At 64.1% G+C, this 17,585-nt stretch carries 15 protein-coding genes; 10 read left to right on the forward strand and 5 right to left on the reverse strand.

Annotated features, from left to right (window positions below; translation table 11 throughout):
* Positions 1-102: 102 nt before the first annotated feature.
* From fdnG to selB, 8 genes are all read left to right on the forward strand, one after another.
* Positions 103-3,150 (forward strand): formate dehydrogenase-N subunit alpha, encoded by a 3,048-nt coding sequence (fdnG, locus tag IT763_RS00195; protein WP_154871863.1) that lies wholly within the window; start codon positions 103-105, stop codon positions 3,148-3,150.
* A 12-nt stretch (positions 3,151-3,162) separates the two neighbouring features.
* A complete protein-coding gene (gene fdxH / locus IT763_RS00200) occupies positions 3,163-4,065 on the forward strand; it encodes a formate dehydrogenase subunit beta (RefSeq protein WP_206195055.1) in 903 nt (300 codons plus the stop codon).
* On the forward strand, positions 4,062-4,697 hold the full coding sequence (gene fdoI / locus IT763_RS00205; RefSeq protein WP_004934017.1) for a formate dehydrogenase cytochrome b556 subunit: 636 nt from the start codon (positions 4,062-4,064) through the stop codon (positions 4,695-4,697). Before fdxH ends, fdoI begins: the two co-directional genes overlap by 4 nt.
* Positions 4,697-5,626, forward strand: a complete 930-nt coding sequence (gene fdhE, locus IT763_RS00210) for a formate dehydrogenase accessory protein FdhE (RefSeq protein ID WP_033639080.1) — start codon at positions 4,697-4,699, stop codon at positions 5,624-5,626. The genes fdoI and fdhE overlap by 1 nt, the downstream gene beginning before the upstream one ends.
* Before the next feature lie 114 nt (positions 5,627-5,740).
* The gene (locus tag IT763_RS00215) at positions 5,741-6,391 is read left to right on the forward strand and encodes a DcrB-related protein (RefSeq protein ID WP_117287571.1); all 651 of its coding nucleotides are present in this window, start codon (positions 5,741-5,743) and stop codon (positions 6,389-6,391) included.
* A gap of 35 nt (positions 6,392-6,426) precedes the next feature.
* Complete coding sequence (locus IT763_RS00220) at positions 6,427-7,032, forward strand: glutathione S-transferase (RefSeq protein ID WP_004934025.1); 606 nt, start codon at positions 6,427-6,429, stop codon at positions 7,030-7,032.
* A 67-nt stretch (positions 7,033-7,099) separates the two neighbouring features.
* Positions 7,100-8,494, forward strand: a complete 1,395-nt coding sequence (gene selA, locus IT763_RS00225) for an L-seryl-tRNA(Sec) selenium transferase (protein ID WP_016929563.1) — start codon at positions 7,100-7,102, stop codon at positions 8,492-8,494.
* Positions 8,491-10,347 carry a selenocysteine-specific translation elongation factor gene (gene selB / locus IT763_RS00230; RefSeq protein ID WP_206195056.1) on the forward strand — a complete coding sequence of 619 codons (1,857 nt, stop codon included), beginning with the start codon at positions 8,491-8,493 and terminating at the stop codon, positions 10,345-10,347. Before selA ends, selB begins: the two co-directional genes overlap by 4 nt.
* Here the strand turns inward: selB and IT763_RS00235 are convergent.
* Positions 10,337-11,248, reverse strand: coding sequence for a LysR family transcriptional regulator (locus tag IT763_RS00235; RefSeq protein WP_206195057.1), 912 nt, complete (start codon positions 11,246-11,248; stop codon positions 10,337-10,339). The two genes, selB and IT763_RS00235, sit on opposite strands and share 11 nt — an antisense overlap.
* Positions 11,249-11,369: 121 nt before the next feature.
* Between IT763_RS00235 and IT763_RS00240 the strand changes: the two genes are divergently transcribed.
* Complete coding sequence (locus IT763_RS00240) at positions 11,370-11,996, forward strand: LysE family translocator (protein WP_143778366.1); 627 nt, start codon at positions 11,370-11,372, stop codon at positions 11,994-11,996.
* A 53-nt stretch (positions 11,997-12,049) separates the two neighbouring features.
* On the opposite strand, the gene IT763_RS00245 is transcribed toward IT763_RS00240, so the two are convergent.
* Entirely contained in the window at positions 12,050-13,297 is a 1,248-nt protein-coding gene (locus IT763_RS00245) for an MFS transporter (protein ID WP_206195058.1), read from the reverse strand.
* Between the two features lie 217 nt (positions 13,298-13,514).
* On the opposite strand from IT763_RS00245, the gene IT763_RS00250 reads away from it, so the two are divergent.
* Complete coding sequence (locus tag IT763_RS00250; RefSeq protein ID WP_197759014.1) at positions 13,515-14,507, forward strand: acyltransferase; 993 nt, start codon at positions 13,515-13,517, stop codon at positions 14,505-14,507.
* Here the strand turns inward: IT763_RS00250 and IT763_RS00255 are convergent.
* The 3 genes from IT763_RS00255 to IT763_RS00265 form a co-directional block, all read right to left on the reverse strand.
* The gene (locus tag IT763_RS00255) at positions 14,502-15,425 is read right to left on the reverse strand and encodes a GlxA family transcriptional regulator (protein WP_049299609.1); all 924 of its coding nucleotides are present in this window, start codon (positions 15,423-15,425) and stop codon (positions 14,502-14,504) included. The genes IT763_RS00250 and IT763_RS00255 overlap by 6 nt on opposite strands.
* A 2-nt stretch (positions 15,426-15,427) precedes the next feature.
* Positions 15,428-15,979, reverse strand: a complete 552-nt coding sequence (locus IT763_RS00260) for a cysteine hydrolase family protein (protein ID WP_016929556.1) — start codon at positions 15,977-15,979, stop codon at positions 15,428-15,430.
* 100 nt (positions 15,980-16,079) lie between these two features.
* Complete coding sequence (locus IT763_RS00265; protein ID WP_049299608.1) at positions 16,080-17,468, reverse strand: amidohydrolase family protein; 1,389 nt, start codon at positions 17,466-17,468, stop codon at positions 16,080-16,082.
* Between the last annotated feature and the right edge of the window lie 117 nt (positions 17,469-17,585).

Below are 17,585 nucleotides of genomic sequence, written 5' to 3' on the forward strand. Positions count from 1 at the left end.
CCGGCGTTCGTAGCAAGCATAACAACAGTGACATTCGCGTTTGCCGCGCTAGCGGGCAGGCGCATTTGAACAATGTGACAATCGAGAGTAAAGGAGACCCCCATGCAGGTCAGCAGAAGGCAGTTCTTTAAGATCTGCGCTGGCGGTATGGCAGGAACGACGGTGGCCGCGCTGGGCTTTGCCCCCGAAGTGGCGTTGGCGGAAACCCGGCAGTACAAACTGCTGCGCGCCCGCGAGACCCGTAATACCTGTACGTATTGTTCCGTCGGCTGTGGGCTGTTGATGTACAGCCTTGGTGATGGCGCCAAAAACGCCAAAGAAAGCATTTTCCATATCGAAGGGGATCCGGATCACCCGGTAAACCGCGGCGCGCTTTGCCCGAAAGGCGCCGGCCTGGTTGACTTCATCCACAGCGAAAGCCGCCTCAAGTACCCGGAATACCGGGCGCCGGGGTCGGACAAATGGCAGCGCATCAGCTGGGACGACGCCTTTACCCGCATCGCCAAGCTGGTGAAAGAAGACCGTGACGCCAACTTCATCAAAACCAACGATCAGGGCGTTACCGTCAACCGTTGGCTGACCACCGGCATGCTGTGTGCTTCGGCCGCCAGCAACGAAACCGGTTTTCTGTCGCAAAAATTTAGTCGCGCTCTCGGCATGCTTGCCGTAGACAACCAGGCGCGTGTCTGACACGGACCAACGGTAGCAAGTCTTGCTCCAACATTTGGTCGCGGTGCGATGACCAACCACTGGGTTGATATCAAGAACGCGAATTTGATTATCGTCATGGGCGGTAATGCGGCGGAAGCGCATCCGGTGGGGTTCCGCTGGGCGATGGAAGCCAAAATACACAACAATGCCAAGCTGATCGTGATCGATCCGCGCTTTACCCGAACCGCATCGGTGGCGGACTTCTACACGCCGATCCGCTCCGGGACCGACATCGCTTTCCTGTCGGGCGTGTTGCTGTATCTGATGACCAACAACAAATTTAACCGCGAATACGTCGAGGCCTACACCAACGCCAGCCTGCTGGTGCGGGAAGACTTTGCCTTCGAAGACGGCTTGTTCAGCGGCTACGACGCGGAAAACCGCAAGTACGACAAAACCACCTGGAACTACCAGTTCGACGAGAACGGCTTCGCCAAGCGCGACGTCACGCTGCAGGATCCGCGCTGCGTGTGGAACCTGCTGAAGCAGCACGTGAGCCGCTACACGCCTGACGTGGTGAGCAACATCTGCGGCACGCCGAAGGACGATTTCCTCAAGGTGTGCGAATACATCGCCGAAACCTGCGTGGCGGATAAGACCGCTTCGTTCCTGTACGCCCTGGGCTGGACTCAGCACTCGGTCGGCGCACAGAACATCCGCACCATGGCGATGATCCAGCTGCTGCTCGGCAACATGGGCATGGCGGGCGGCGGCGTCAACGCGCTGCGCGGCCACTCCAACATCCAGGGTCTGACCGATCTCGGCCTGCTGTCGCAGAGCCTGCCGGGCTACCTGACGCTGCCGTCGGAGAAACAGACCGATCTCGACACCTACCTGAAGGCTAACACGCCGAAGGCGCTGCTGCCGGGCCAGGTGAACTACTGGGGCAACTACCCGAAATTCTTCGTCAGCATGATGAAGACCTTCTACGGCGACAAGGCGCAGAAGGACAACAGCTGGGGCTTTGACTGGTTGCCGAAGTGGGACAAAGGCTACGACGTGCTGCAGTACTTCGAGATGATGGCGCAGGGCAAGGTCAACGGCTACTTCTGCCAGGGCTTTAACCCGGTAGCGTCGTTCCCGAACAAAAACAAGGTGGTGGCTTCACTGTCCAAGCTGAAGTTCCTGGTGACCATCGATCCGTTGAACACCGAGACCTCCAACTTCTGGCAGAACCACGGCGAGTTCAACGAAGTGGATCCGTCGCAGATCCAGACCGAAGTGTTCCGCCTGCCGTCCACCTGCTTCGCCGAAGAGAACGGCTCGATCGTCAACTCCGGCCGCTGGCTGCAGTGGCACTGGAAAGGCGCGGACGCCCCGGGTGAAGCGCTGAACGACGGCGAGATCCTGGCGGGCATCTTCAGCCGCCTGCGCGAGATGTATGCGCGCGACGGTGGCGCGGTGCCTGAGCAGGTGCTGAACATGACCTGGGACTACCTGACGCCGGACAACCCGGCGCCGGAAGAGGTGGCGCAGGAGAACAACGGCAAGGCGCTGGCGGATCTGCTGGATGCCGACGGCAAAGTGCTGGTGAAAAAAGGCGAACTGCTCAGCTCGTTCGCGCAATTGCGCGACGACGGCACCACCGCCAGCGGCTGCTGGATCTTCGCCGGCAGCTGGACGCCGGCCGGCAACCAGATGGCGCGGCGCGACAACGCCGATCCGTCCGGCCTCGGCAATACGCTGGGCTGGGCCTGGGCATGGCCGCTCAACCGCCGCATTCTGTACAACCGCGCCTCGGCGGATCCGCAGGGCAAACCGTGGGATCCGAAACGCCAGCTGCTGGAGTGGGACGGCGCCAAGTGGGTTGGGGCCGATATCCCGGACTACAGCACCGCCGCGCCGGGCAGCGACGTCGGGCCGTTCATCATGCAGCCGGAAGGCATGGGCCGCCTGTTCGCCACCGACAAGATGGCGGAAGGGCCGTTCCCTGAACACTACGAGCCGTTCGAAACGCCGCTCGGCACCAACCCGCTGCACCCGAACGTGGTGTCCAACCCGGCGGCGCGCGTGTTCAAGGACGATCTGGCGGCGATGGGCAAATCCGACAAGTTCCCTTACGTCGGCACCACCTATCGTCTGACCGAGCACTTCCACTACTGGACCAAGCACGCGCGGCTGAACGCCATCGCCCAGCCGGAGCAGTTCGTGGAGATCGGCGAAAAGCTGGCGGAGAAGAAGGGCATCAAGCAGGGCGATACCGTGAAAGTCAGCTCCAACCGCGGCTACATCAAGGCCAAGGCGGTGGTGACCAAGCGTATTCGCACGCTGCAGGTGCACGGCCAGGAAGTCGACACCATCGGCATCCCGATCCACTGGGGTTACGAAGGGGTGGCGAAGAAAGGCTTTATCGCCAACACGCTGACGCCGTTCGTCGGCGACGCCAATACGCAAACGCCGGAGTTCAAGGCGTTCCTGGTCAACGTGGAAAAGGTGTAACGGAGACGAATTATGGCCATGCAATCTCAAGACATCATTCGTAAATCCGCCACCAATGGTTTCACGCCGGCGCCGCGCGCCCGTGACCACCAGGAAGAAGTGGCCAAACTGATCGATGTCACCACCTGTATCGGCTGCAAGGCCTGTCAGGTGGCCTGTTCCGAATGGAACGACATCCGCGACGAAGTGGGGCACAACGTCGGGGTGTACGATAACCCCGCCGATCTGACCGCCAAGTCGTGGACGGTGATGCGCTTCTCCGAGGTGGAGGAAAACGGCAAGCTGGAATGGCTGATCCGCAAGGACGGCTGCATGCACTGCGCCGATCCGGGCTGCCTGAAGGCCTGCCCGTCGGAAGGCGCGATCATTCAGTACGCCAACGGCATCGTCGACTTCCAGTCCGAGCACTGCATCGGCTGCGGCTACTGCATCGCCGGCTGCCCGTTCGACGTGCCGCGCATGAACAAGGATGACAACCGGGTGTACCAGTGCACCCTGTGCGTCGACCGCGTGGACGTCGGCCAGGAACCGGCCTGCGTGAAAACCTGCCCGACCGGCGCCATTCACTTCGGCACCAAGGAAGCGATGAAGCAGGTGGCGGCGGATCGCGTCAGCGAGCTGAATACCCGCGGCTACCAGAACGCCGGTCTGTACGATCCGGCGGGGGTGGGCGGCACGCACGTGATGTACGTGTTGCACCACGCCGACAAACCGCAGCTGTACCACGGTTTGCCGGACAACCCGAGCATCAGCCCGGCGGTGACCTTCTGGAAGGGCGTGTGGAAACCCCTGGCGGCCATCGGCTTTGCCGCCACCTTCGCGGCCAGCGTGTTCCACTATGTCGGCGTCGGGCCTAACCGCGTCGAGGATGAGGACGAGCACGACGAGTCGCACGACGAGGAGACGCGCAAATGAGAAAGGAAAAGCCCATTCAGCGTTACAGCGCGCCGGAGCGCATCAACCACTGGATCGTGGCGTTCTGTTTCGTGTTCGCCGCCATCAGCGGGCTGGGGTTCTTCTTCCCCTCCTTCAACTGGCTGATGAACATCTTCGGGACGCCGCAGCTGGCGCGCATTCTGCACCCGTTTGTCGGGGTGATCATGTTTGCCGCGTTCCTGCTGATGTTCCTGCGCTACTGGAAGCATAACCTGATCAACCGGGAAGATATCGTCTGGGCCAAGAACATCCACAAAATCGCCATGAACGAGGAAGTGGGTGATACCGGGCGCTATAATTTCGGCCAGAAGTGCGTGTTCTGGGCGGCGATTATCAGCCTGGTGCTGCTGCTGGCCAGCGGCGTGGTGATCTGGCGGCCGTATTTTGCGCCGTCGTTCTCCATCCCGCTGATCCGCATCGCGCTGCTGGTGCATTCGCTGGCCGCGGTCGGCCTTATCATCGTGATTATGGTGCACATTTACGCCGCATTGTGGGTAAAAGGCACCATTACCGCGATGGTGGAAGGCTGGGTGCCGGCGGCCTGGGCCAAGAAACATCATCCGCGCTGGTACCGTGAGGTCCGCGAGAAACGACAGGAAGATAAACCCTGATGAGTATCCGCATCGTTCCTAAAGAGCAGTTAGGGGCACAGCGTGAGAAGTCCACAACGGCGGAGAACATCCCGCCGTTACTTTTCGCCAACCTGAAAAGCCTGTACAGCCGCCGCGCCGATCGTCTGCGTCAGCTGGCGGTCGACAATCCGCTGGGCGACTACCTGAACTTCGCCGCCGAGCTGGCGCAGGCGCAGCAGCATGCGCTGCACGATAACCCGCTGCAGCTCGATCTGAGCGAAGCGCTGGCGCAGGGCGCCGCCAGCGGCAAACCGCCGCTCGATCTGAGCGTGTTCCCGCGCAGCGAGCACTGGCGCAAGCTGCTGACGTCGCTGATCGCCGAGCTGCGCCCGCAGGCGCCGGAGCATATCCTGGCGGTGCTGGACAACCTGGAGAAGGCCTCGGCGCACGAGCTGGAGCTGATGGCCGACGCCTTGCTCAACCGCGAGTTCGGCAAGGTGGGCAGCGAAAAGGCGCCGTTCCTCTGGGCCGCGCTGTCGCTCTATTGGGCGCAGATGGCCAGCCTGATCCCTGGCAAGGCGCGCGCCGAATACGGCGAGCAGCGTCAGTTCTGCCCGGTGTGCGGCAGCATCCCGGTCTCCAGCATGGTGCACATCGGCACGGTCAACGGCCTGCGCTATCTGCACTGCAACCTGTGCGAAAGCGAATGGCACGTGGTGCGGGTGAAGTGCAGCAACTGCGAGCAGACCCGCGATCTCAACTACTGGTCGCTGGACAGCGAACAGGCGGCGGTGAAGGCGGAAAGCTGCGGCGACTGCGGCACTTACCTGAAAATCCTCTATCAGGAAAAAGACCCGCAGGTCGAAGCAGTGGCCGACGATCTGGCTTCGCTGGTGCTGGACGCTCGTATGGAAGAAGAAGGCTTCGGCCGCAGCAGCATCAATCCGTTCCTGTTCCCGGCGGAGTAACCGCCCGGCCCCGTTCGCGCGGGGCCGGACCAGCAATTTCAGCACGGGCTTCTGGCAATCGCCCGGGCGAGTTGCTACGTTTAGGCCATAACGCGCCAAGCGAAAGGAACCACGATGTTAAACACCCTGGCAAAACTGACCGCGGTCGCCGTGTTGGCGATCGGACTGGCGGCCTGCGACAACAAGGACGACACCAAACCGGCGGTGCCGCCACCCGACACCAAACCGACCGTGACGCAGCCCGCGCCACCGCCGCCGCCTGCGCCGGTAGAAACCCCGCCCGCGCCGCCGGGGCTGAACGTGTCGCTGCAGAAGGGCAAGATCACCTTCGAGCTGCCGCCGGGCTTTAGCGATCAAACGCTGAACAGCGGCATCATCAACGACAGCACCTCCACCATTCAGCGCTTTCTTGACGGCAAGTCGCGCCAGAGCGCGGTTTCGTCCGAAGTGATCCCGCCTGACGGCATGAAGATCAATACCAGCGACAAAATGCTGAAAGAGCTGACGCAGAGCGCCATCACGGTGCTGGCCGAGCGCTATCAGAATATCCAGACCACCAAAGAAGAGAACTTCAGCGTCGGCAAACAGAAGTTTCGCCGGGTGGATACCGAACAGACCGTCAACGGGCAAAAGGTGGTCTCCACCCTGGTGTTGACGGTGTTCAACAAACGGGTGGTAACGCTGCAAATGCTGTCGCCGGCCAAAACGCCGGAAGTGCATCAGGCGCTGGTGCAGCGGATTATCGATACCCTGGCGGTGAAGTAAGGACGCCGCGGCCAGGACGAAGCGGAGGAGACCGGATGAAGCTTATCGGCAGTTACACCAGCCCCTTTGTGCGCAAGATTTCCGTGATGCTGCTGGAGAAGGGGATTGCGTTCGAATTCGTCAACGATCCGCCGTATGAGCCCGGCAGCCGGGTGAAGGAGCTGAACCCGCTCGCCAAGGTGCCGGTGCTGATCGCCGATGACGGCGAGGTGTTTTACGACTCGCCGGTGGTGGCCGAATACCTCGAGCTGCTGGCGGTGGAGCCGGCGTTTTTGCCGGCCGAACGCGCCGCCGCGTTGCGCGTTCGGCAGGTGGCGGCGTTGGCGGACGGCGTGACCGAAGCGGCGGCGACCCTGTTTCGCGAAAGCCGGCGCGCGCCGGAAAAACAGGACGAAAACTGGATGCTGCGCCAGCGTGACAAGCTGACGCAGGGCCTGGACGCACTGGAGGCGCTGGCGCGGGAAAAAACGTGGCTCAATGCCGAGCGGCTGACGCTGGCGGATATCGCCACCGGCTGCGCGCTGGGCTACCTCAATTTCCGCCGCATCCTGCCCAACTGGTGCGTCGAGCGCCCAACGCTGGTCAAGCTGGCCGAACGCCTGTTCGCCCGCGAAAGTTTCGCCCGCACGGCGCCGCCTTGAGTTTTTTTCTCCCCGCCGCGGCGGGGTCTTGCTATGCCGATACGTCTAAATTGAAAACCGAGCGACCATGAGCACTGAATCCCACCTTCTTTACAGTCAACTGCCCGCCATCGACCGTCTGCTGCGTGAACCCGCGATTGAACCGCTGGTGGCGCAGCATGGCCAGACGCTGATCGGTGAACTGTTGCGCCGGCTGCAGGCCCAGGCGCGCGACGCGATCAAGCAACAGCAACGCTTGCCGGCCTGGTGCGGCGACTGGCCGCAGGCGCTGCGGGCCGAGCTGGCCCGGCAGCAACGCCCGGCGTTATTGCCGGTGTTCAACCTCAGCGGCACCGTGCTGCACACCAATCTCGGGCGCGCCCTGCTGGCGCAGCCGGTGAAAGATGCGGTGAGCGCGGTGATGGGGGAGGCGGTGACGCTGGAGTACGATCTGGACGGCGCCGGGCGCGGCCATCGCGATCGGGCGGTGGCGGATCTGCTGTGCCGGCTGACCGGCGCGGAGGACGCCTGCATCGTCAATAACAACGCGGCGGCGGTGCTGCTGATGCTGGCGGCGATCGCCCCCGGCAAAGAGGTGGTGGTGTCGCGCGGCGAGTTGGTGGAAATCGGCGGCGCGTTCCGCATTCCCGACGTGATGCGCCAGGCCGGCTGTCAATTGGTGGAGGTCGGCACCACCAACCGCACCCATCTGAAGGATTACCGCCAGGCCATCAATGAGCAGACTGGCCTGTTAATGAAAGTGCACACCAGCAACTACAGCATTCAGGGCTTTACCGCGGCGGTCGACGAGGCCGAACTGGCGCAGCTCGGAGCCGAACAGGGCGTGCCGACCGCCACCGATCTGGGCAGCGGTTCGCTGATCGATATGGCGCAGTACGGCCTGCCCGCCGAGCCGATGCCGCAGCGGCTGCTGGCCGCCGGCGTCGATCTGGTGACATTCTCCGGCGATAAGCTGCTGGGTGGCCCGCAGGCCGGCATCATCGTCGGCAAAAAGGCGCTGATCGCCCGTTTGCAGCAGCACCCGCTCAAACGCGCGCTGCGCGTCGGCAAGCTGACGCTGGCGGCTCTGGAGGCCACGCTGCGGCTCTATCTGCAGCCGGAAAAACTGGCAGAGCAACTGCCGACGCTGCGGTTGCTGACCCGCCCGCAGCAGGAGATGCAACAGGCGGCCGAGCGGCTGCTGGCGGCGCTGACGCCGCGGTTCACCGCCGATTTCGAGCTGCGCGCCGAACCTTGCTGGTCGCAGATTGGCAGCGGTTCGCTGCCGGTGGATCGCCTGCCCAGCTATGCGCTGACCTTCACGCCGCGCGACGGCCGCGGCGCCACGCTGGAGGCGCTGGCGGAACGTTGGCGCCGTCTGCCGCAGCCGGTGATCGGCCGCCTCGGCGACGGCCGGCTGTGGCTGGATCTGCGCTGTCTGGAACAGGAAGGGGCGCTGATCGACGCGCTGAGCGCATCATGATCATCGCCACCGCCGGCCATGTCGATCATGGCAAAACCACCCTGCTGCAGGCGATCTCCGGGATCAACGCGGATCGCCTGCCGGAAGAAAAGCGCCGCGGCATGACCATCGATCTGGGCTACGCCTACTGGCCGCAGCCGGACGGCCGGGTGCTGGGCTTTATCGACGTGCCCGGCCACGAGAAATTCCTCGCCAATATGCTGGCGGGCGTCGGCGGCATCGACCATGCGCTGCTGGTGGTGGCCTGCGACGACGGCGTGATGGCGCAGACCCGCGAGCATTTGGCGATCCTGCGCCTGAGCGGGCGCCCGGCGCTGACGGTGGCGCTGACCAAGGCCGACCGGGTGGAGGCGGCGCGTATCGATGAGGTGCGAGTTCAGGTGCGTGACGAGCTGGCGCGTCAGGGCTGGCCCGATGCGCCGCTGTTCGTGACCGCAGCGGCGGCGGGAGTGGGCATCGAGGCGCTGCGCGCGCATTTGCTGGCGTTGTCGCCCGGCGAGCATGCGCTGACGCGCCGTTTTCGCCTGGCGGTAGACCGCGCGTTCAGCGTCAAAGGGGCGGGGCTGGTGGTGACCGGCACCGCGCTCGGCGGCCGGGTGAAGGTGGGGGATACGCTGTGGCTGACCGGCGCCGATGCACCGGTGCGGGTGCGCGGCCTGCATGCCCAGAATCAGACCGTGGAACACGCGCAGGCCGGGCAGCGCATCGCGCTTAACATCAGTGGCGATGTCGATAAAGAGCGGATCGCGCGCGGCGATTGGCTGCTGGCGCAGCGCCCGCCCGAAGCGGCGGAACGCATTCTGGTGGCGCTGGAGACGGATCGGCCGATCCGCCATTGGCAGCCGCTGCATCTGCACCATGCCGCCAGCCACATCACCGGGCGTATTTCGTTGCTGAACGACGGGCTGGCGGAACTGATCCTCGATCGCCCGCTGTGGTTGGCACAGAACGATCGGCTGGTGCTGCGCGATATCGGCGCGCGGCAAACGCTGGGCGCGGCCCGGGTGCTGAAACTGAATGCGCCCAAGCGCGGTAAGCGTCAGCCGGACTATCTGGTATGGCTGCAGGCCTTGGCGCAGGCGCAAGACGATGCGCAGGCGCTGGCGCTTGAGTTGCCGCACGGCGCGCTGTCGCTGGCGGCGTTCGCCTGGGCGCGACAATTGACGGACGATGGCCTGAACGAGCTGTTGGCGAACGGCGATCTGCTGATCGTCGGTGACCGGGCGCTGGCGCAGGATCAGGTGCAACAGGCGGAAAGCCGCCTGCTGCAGGTGCTGACGGACTATCACCAACAGCACGCCGATCAGCTGGGCTTAGGGCGCGCCCGCCTGCGGCGCATGGCCCTGCCTCAGCAGCCGGAAACGCTGGTGTTTATGATGATCGATCGGCTGCTGCGGGCCGGCGCGCTGCGCAATACGCGCGGCTGGCTGCACCTGCCGGAACATGGCCTGGCGTTCAGCGCCGAAGAGGCGCCGCTGTGGGCGCGCATCGAACCGCTGTTCGGCGACGAGCCGTGGTGGGTGCGCGATCTGGCGAGCGAGCTGGGCGAAGAGGAGAGCCGGGTGCGCGCGCTGCTGCGCAAGGCGGCCCAGCTGGGCCATGTGACGGCGGTGGTGGTGGATCGCTACTACCTCAGCCGACGCATCGATCAGTTCGCGGCGCTGATCCGCGAGCTGGATGCGGAGCGCGGGGGCGCCAACGCCGCCGATTTCCGCGATCGGCTCGGCGTCGGGCGCAAGCTGGCGATCCAGGTGTTGGAGTTCTTCGATCGCAGCGGCTTTACCCGCCGCAAGGGCAACGAGCATCTGCTGCGCGACGGCGGGCTGTTCGGTAGCGAGTCCCCTACCCGATAAACCTGACGGCGGCTCGGCTGACGTCGGGCGTTTGGGCGGCGAGAAATGCCTGTAAGCGTTCGATCAGCGGCCGTTTTGCCGATTCTTCCGGCCAAACCAGATAGTAACCGTCGCCGGTGCGCACGGCGACGTCACAAGGCAGCACCAATAATCCCTCCTCAATCGTCCGCAGGCTCAGCGCCAGATCGCCGATCGAGACGCCGTGCCCGGCGATGGCCGCCGCGTTGCCCTGTTCCAGCGAATCAAATACCTGGCCGCGCATGAGATCGATCGGGGCCGCGATGCCGCTTTTCTGCAGCCAGCGCCGCCAGTCGCGCCGATCGGGCGACGGGTGGATCAGCGGGCAGGCGGCGAGATCCCGCTGGCCGTCGGCGAGCAGCGCGGGGGCGCAAATCGGGATCAGCCATTCGTCGAACAGCCTGGCGGCGGCGGTGTTGGCGCCAAAATGGCCGTTGCCGAGCAGGATGGCGCAGTCGTAGGGTTCGCTGAAAAAATCCACGCTGTCGATGTCCATCCAGACGCTGGCTGCCTGCACCTCGAACGCCTGCGCCGTTTGCCGGAACCGGCTCAGGCAGTCCAGCAGCCAGCGCAGGGTCAGGGTGGAGGGCGCCTTCAGCCGCAGCAGATCGCGGTGGCTTCTGAACAGCTCGCAGGCTTGCTCGATGCGGCCAAACCCTTGCTGCAGCTCGGCGGCGAAGATTTTCCCCTGCGGCGTGACCTCGATACGCGGGCCGTTGCGCTGGAACAGCCGGCAGCCGAAGTGCTGCTCCAGCGTTTTGATGTGCTTGCTGACGGCGCTCGGGGTGAGATGCAGCTCCTCGGCGGCCAGCGTGAACGAGCCGGTGCGGGCGGCGCTTTCGAAGGCGCGCAGGGCGTAAAGCGGCGGAAGGGAACTGGCCATCGCGGCGTCTCTAATAATGAGTCTGATTCACAGTAAACGACAGTATTACTCCTTTTTCAAGGCGGGGGCGGCGGCATGATAATGGCGCGACGCCAACTGACTGAATGTGAGTGAAATAAAGATGAACCTATCGTTGCTGGCGGCGTATTTCGCCGCCATTTTGTTGCTGATCGCCACGCCGGGGCCGGTGGTGATGGTGGTGGCCAACACCGCGGCGCGCTTTGGCGCCCGGCGCGCGCTGTTGACCGCGCTGGGCAGCAACGGAGCCTCCTTGTTGCTGATCGGCGTCGCCGCGCTGATTATCACCGGGCTGTTCGCCGTGGATATGCGCTTGCTGCAGTGGATAGGCCTGCTGGGTTGCCTGTTTATTGGCCGTATGGCGATCGTCTCGCTGTATGAGGATTTATCCGCGCGAGCCCCCGATGCGCAGCCCGTTGCGCCGCCGCAAAAACGCCCGGCGATCCTGAACGGTTTTCTGGTGGGCATCGCCAACCCCAAAGACATTATCTTCTTCGTCGCCTTTTTCCCGCAGTTCATCGCCGTCACCCCCTCGATCGGCGCCAGCCTGACGCTGCTGACCGCGCTGTGGGTGCTGGCGGACTTCGCCATTTTGCTGACCTATATCACCCTGCTGTCGGGAACGGCGCTGCAGCGCGCGCGGCGGGCGATCTCTGTCCTGTCTGCGTTGCTGTTGTTGGCGGTGGCGGTGGTGGGAGCGGGGTATGCACTGTGGGGGTTGCTCGGCTGAAGCCGCATAAAAAACGCCGGTCGGGAAACCGGACCGGCGTTTTATCGTCGCGTTTACGCCGCGCCGTTCGGCTGCGGCGTGGGGTCGCCGTTGCGGCGTTTGCCGAGGAACAGCGCCACCAGCGTCAGCCAGCACCGGCCGCTGATGAGGTTGAACAGGTTGAACAGCCCGCTGCCGCCCCAGACGTAGGCGACCTTGGCCAGCTCGATGCCGACGGTGAACACCATCATGCTCAGCATGCCCATCGTGGCCGACACCGTGCCTTTGCTGACATTGCTGGAGAACAGCGTCAGGCGGTACAGCCCGGCGTTGGCGAGGCCGATGCCGAAAGCGTACAGGCTCAGGCCGGCGGTCATCCACAGGTAGGCGTGGCTGGAGAACTGGGTCGCCAGCGCGGCGATCAGCAGCCCCAGCAGCATCGGGCCCGCGCCCAGCTTGATCAGGCGCTCCACGCTGTTTTTGCCGGTCAGACGCGCCAGCGTCAGGTTGCCGAGGATCAGCGCGCCGAACACCGGGATTTGCAGCAGGCCGTAATCCAGCGCCGACAGCGACTCGCCGCTGATCAGGATCACCGGCGACTGTGCGATCCAGGCCAGCAGCGGCAGGCTGGCGAAACCGATCGCCAGGGCGCCGCACAGGAAGCGGCGGTTGCCCAGCACCAGGCGGTAGTCGCGCCACCGGTTGGCGGCGGAAAACGCCTCACCCTGCAGCGTGGCGGTTTCCGGCATGGCTTTCCACAGGCCGTAGAAGGCGATGGCCGCCAGCGCCGCAAACAGCACGAACATGCTTTGCCACGGCGCGACGTGGATCAGCGCCGCGCCGGCCAGCGGCCCCAGCAGCGGGGCGATCAGCGCCACGTTGGCCATCAGGGCGGTGATCTTGATGCACACCGCCTCCTCGAACGACTCCTGGATCGTGGCGTAGCCGACCGCGCCGATAAAGCACAGGCCGATGCCCTGCAGGAAACGCATGGCGATAAACTGCTCGATGGTGGTGACCAGCAGGATCGCCAGGCAGGAGACGATAAAGAACGCCACCCCGGCCAGCATCACCGGACGACGGCCGCGGCGATCCGACAGCGGCCCGAGCAGCCACTGCAGGAAGATGCCGCCGGCCAGATAGGCGGTCATCGAGGTAGGCACCCACTCTTCGCCGGCGTTGAAATCCGCCACGACGGCCAGCATGCCCGGCTGAATCATATCGTTGCCGATATAGGTGGCGAACTCGAACAGCACCAGACAAAGAGGGAATAAAAGCGCCTGTCGGCCCAAACGTGCCGCAGGTGGTAATGTCGTTTTCATATTATTGTACTGATAGTAAAAGAGAAAAAGGAACTGCCAGGGCGGGAAGCGCAAACTGAGCGAGTTGTGGCGGCTATTTTGCCGCCAATTGTTCACCTTCGCAATCATAAGGTGTTGTTTAAGTGCATTCTGATATTTCGCTTTTGGGTTGTCGCCGAACGCCGTGCCCGATAACCTCTTCTTAACATATCAATATGACACAAGATCGGGCGAGCGTTTGAGCGAGAAAATCGGCTGGATAGACAACCTGCGGGCGATGGCGTGCATGATGGTGGTGATGATCCACGCCACCACCTATTACGTCACCAACGGCGCGGCGATAGGGCTGCACAACTGGGATATAGCCAACGTGCTGAACTCGCTGTCGCGCGTGTCGGTGCCGCTGTTCTTTATGATTTCCGGCTACCTGTTCTTCGGCGAAAAGAACGCCGGCCGGCGGCATTTCACCCGCATCGCCTGCTGCATTCTGTTCTACAGCGCCATCGCGCTGATCTACATCGCGGCCTTCACCAAGATCGGTTTCTGGCCGTCGCTGCGCGGCATTTTGCAAAAGCCGGTGTTCTATCATCTGTGGTTTTTCTACGCCATTGCAGTGATTTACCTGCTGTCGCCGCTGATCAGCGTCAAACCGGTGTCGCGCCGCTACCTGGCCGCCGCGCTGGTGGTGTTGGCGGCGATCGCCAACCCGAATACCGACAAGCTGACCTTCGGCAACGCGCATCTGCTGCCGGTTAACCTGTATATCTACGGCGATACCTTCTACTACCTGCTGTATGCGTTGGCCGGGCGGGCGATTGGCATGATGGAGACGCGCGGGCGCGCCGTGGGTTGGCTGGCGGCGTTGGGATTTGCGCTGTGCGTGGCGCTGATCGCACGTGGCACCAAACATCAGCTGTTCATCAACGGCAACTTCGCCGATACCTACTACATCTACAGCGGCCCGCTGGTGTTTATGGCGGCGGTGGCGCTGCTGGTGTGGGTGAAACACTGTCTGCCGCAGCCGATCGGCTGGCTGAGCGCGTTTTCCCGCCATTCGCTGGCGATTTACGGTTTTCACGCCCTGATCGTCAACGTGATGCGCAATCGGCACCTGGATTTCACCGGCCACCCGCTGCTGGATATCTTCTGGGTGTTCGGCGTGGCGCTGGGGCTCAGCCTGCTGCTGTCTGTCGGCCTGCAGCGGCTGGATACCCGCCGGCTGGTGTCATAGCGGCGAGCGCTGGCGCTGCTGGGCGCGGCGCAGCTGCCGCCCGGAGGAAAAACCGGCCGCCAGTGCGGCCTTCTCCAAGCCATATCCTTGCTGCAGGCGCTGTTGCGCCACCGCCAACCGCAGCTGTTCATGATATTCCCGTACGCTGATGCCGACGTGGCTGCGAAACAGCCGCGCCAGATGGCGGCTGCTGACGTGCGCCTTCTCCGCTATCTGCGGCACCGACCAGTCGGCCTCCGGCTCGGCGGCCATCACGTCCTGCGCGCGGTGCACCGCCGGGTGCAGGTGGTTGCGGTAACGCAGCCAGGGCGACAGCTGCGGATCGTCGCCGGCGCGGCGGAAATAGACCACCATGTCGCGGGCGACGTCGCGCGCCCGGCCGGAGCCGCAGTGGCGGTGGACCAGGTGCAGCGCCAAATCGATGCCGGTGGTGATGCCCGCGCTGGTGTAGACGCCGCGGTCTTCAACGAAGATGCGGTTCTCTTTCACCTGCGCCGCCGGCGCCTGCCGGCGGATACGCTCGATAACGTCGTGGTGGGTGGTGCACTGATAGCCGTCGAGCAACCCGGCCTGCGCCGCCAGCAGCGCGCCGGAACAGATGCACACCAGGGTGATGCGCTGCCGCTGCAGATCGGGCCGCAGCGTCGCCAGCCAGCGACGCGCCTGCTCGGCCTCTTCCCCGGCGAAATAGCGCTGCGAATCGCCGACCCCCGGCAGCACCAGGATAGCGCCGTCGTCCAGGCGTTCGGGCAACGGCTGCAGGCCGCTCAGTGTCATGCCGATGGAACAGACGATCTGCGGCGCCGGGCTGAGATAACGCAGGCTGAACTGCCCGGCGAGGCGCAGGGTTTCCGCCGGGCCGCTGACGTCCAGCGACAGCACGTTGGGCAACAGCAGAAAATAGACGGCCTGCGACATGATTACTCCTGTGCGAGTTGCGCCAGCGCCTCATCCACGCTGGCGATGCGGGCGAAACGATCGACCAGTACGGTTTCAGTATGCCGCTTCAACTGCGCGGGGGTAAAGACTTCGCCGTCGGGATGGCGCATCGGGAAGGTCAGCGTCGCCTCGGTGACGAAAGTCACCCGATAACCGAGATCGGACGCCACCCGGGTGGTGGTTTCGCAGCACTGTTCGGTGCGGATGCCGGAGACGATCAGGTGGGTGATGTCCCGCTCGCGCAGCCAGGCGTCGAGGCCGGATTCGGTCAGCGCATTGTGCACATGCTTATGCACGGTGACATCCGCCTGGTGGGTGAGGAACGGCAGGCGCTGCACGTGGCCTGAAGCCAGTGAGAACGGCCCCTGCGGCGAGACGTGCAGCACGTCGACCAGCGCCGCGCCGCGTTGTCGGCAGCCCGCGATCAGGCGGGTCAGAGCCTGTTGAAACGCCGGCAGATCGTCCTCCTGCCAGAATGGACGGTGCTGGAATGATTGCTGGACATCGATGATCAATAACGCGCTCTGTGACATTTTCGGCCCTCCGCCAGTGTGTGTAGCGACCATCTTGCGCCGCGCCTTACTCGGACAGAAGGCCAAAAACGGCCATCATGATGACAACAGCGGACCGACCTTAGGCTTTGCTCACCTGACCGGCCACCAGGCGCCCCCGATGGAAGGTGGCGCTGCGCGCCGGCAGACGGGCGACCGCCTCGGCGGAACAGCTGGCGTTGACCAGCACGAACTCGGCGGCGTCGCCGGCTTTCGGCCAGGCGCGCTGCCCCTTATCGTCCAGCGGCAGCACGCCGCCGGTGGAGATGGCCATGGCGCGCGACAGGTGATACTCGTCGGAGCCACGGTACAGCTGGGCGTACAGGTTGGCCTTCTCCAGGATGTCGCCGGTGCCGAACGGCGACCAGTGATCGATTACGCTGTCGGTGCCGGTCATCACGAACACCCCTTTCTCGCTGAGCTGCGGCAACGGCATCATCAGGCCGCCGATCGGCACCGTGGAGGCGATGGTGATCTGCTGCGCCGCCAGCCGGGTGGCGGTTTCCGCCAGTTCGCCCGGCGTCAGCGTGGTCAGGGCGAAAGCGTGGCTGATGGTGACCTTGCCGCGCAGCGCCGGGTTTTTCTCCACGGTGGCGATCATGTAGTTGATGGCGGCGACCCCGGCCGGGCTGGTTTCATGCAGGTGGATATCCACGCCTTTGCCGGTATCGAGGGCGATCTGGAACATGGCGTCGAGCGATTTCTCCATCGCGCCGTCGACGTTGGTCGGATCCAGCCCGCCGACGTACTGCACGCCCATCTGCATCGCTTCGCGCATCAGCGCGTCAACCTTGGAGTGCAACAGGCCGTGCTGCGGGAAGGCGACGATTTCACAGCTGAAGTCCGCCCGGTGGTTTTCCAGCGCGCGCTGCAGGTGCTCCAGGCTTTTCAGGCCGCTGACCGGATCGATATTGCAGTGGCTGCGCGCCACGGTGCTGCCTTTGGACTGCAGCAGGGCAATCAGGTTTTCCGCCCGCTGCTGCGAGGTGGGCAGCAGTTTCGGGATCAGCGTCTGCTCCAGCGCGATCATGTCCATGATGGTTTTGCCCTGGCGCGGGCGCGGCGCCTGCCACGGGCCGCTGTAGAAGGTTTTGTCCAGGTGGATGTGCATATCGCGGAACGCCGGCAGCAGCAGCTGGCCCTGCGCCTTATAGCGGGGCACGCCGGCGGGCAACGCGGCGTTGGCGGCGTGAATGGCGGCGATCTTGCCGTCTTTGATCTCCAGTGTGTACAGCGCGGTGCGGGTGCCGATCACCGTTTCGCCGTCGTATTCAAAGCCGTCTTCCAGCCGCACCTCACTCAGGCAGTAGTGGCGATCGGTCAGGGTCATCGGCGTTGGCGCACACGGCTCGCCGCCAGGCGAAGCGGCCTGCGCCATGCCGCCTGTCAGGCCGATCACCGCGCAGGCGGTGGTGAGTTTGCCGGTTTGGCTGAGGAAGGCTCTGCGGCCCGGTTGCTGAGGGTTTTCCACGTTCGGTTCCTTAATCCAGAGGTGAGGGGTGAAAACATCCTCCAATTTAGGAGAGGAACCGGCCGGTTGGCAGCGACATTTGCCACTGGTGACTATTCGATTTGGTAATGACCGGCG

The sequence above is a fragment of the Serratia sp. CMO1 genome (assembly GCF_015689115.1).
GTDB lineage: Bacteria > Pseudomonadota > Gammaproteobacteria > Enterobacterales > Enterobacteriaceae > Serratia > Serratia marcescens.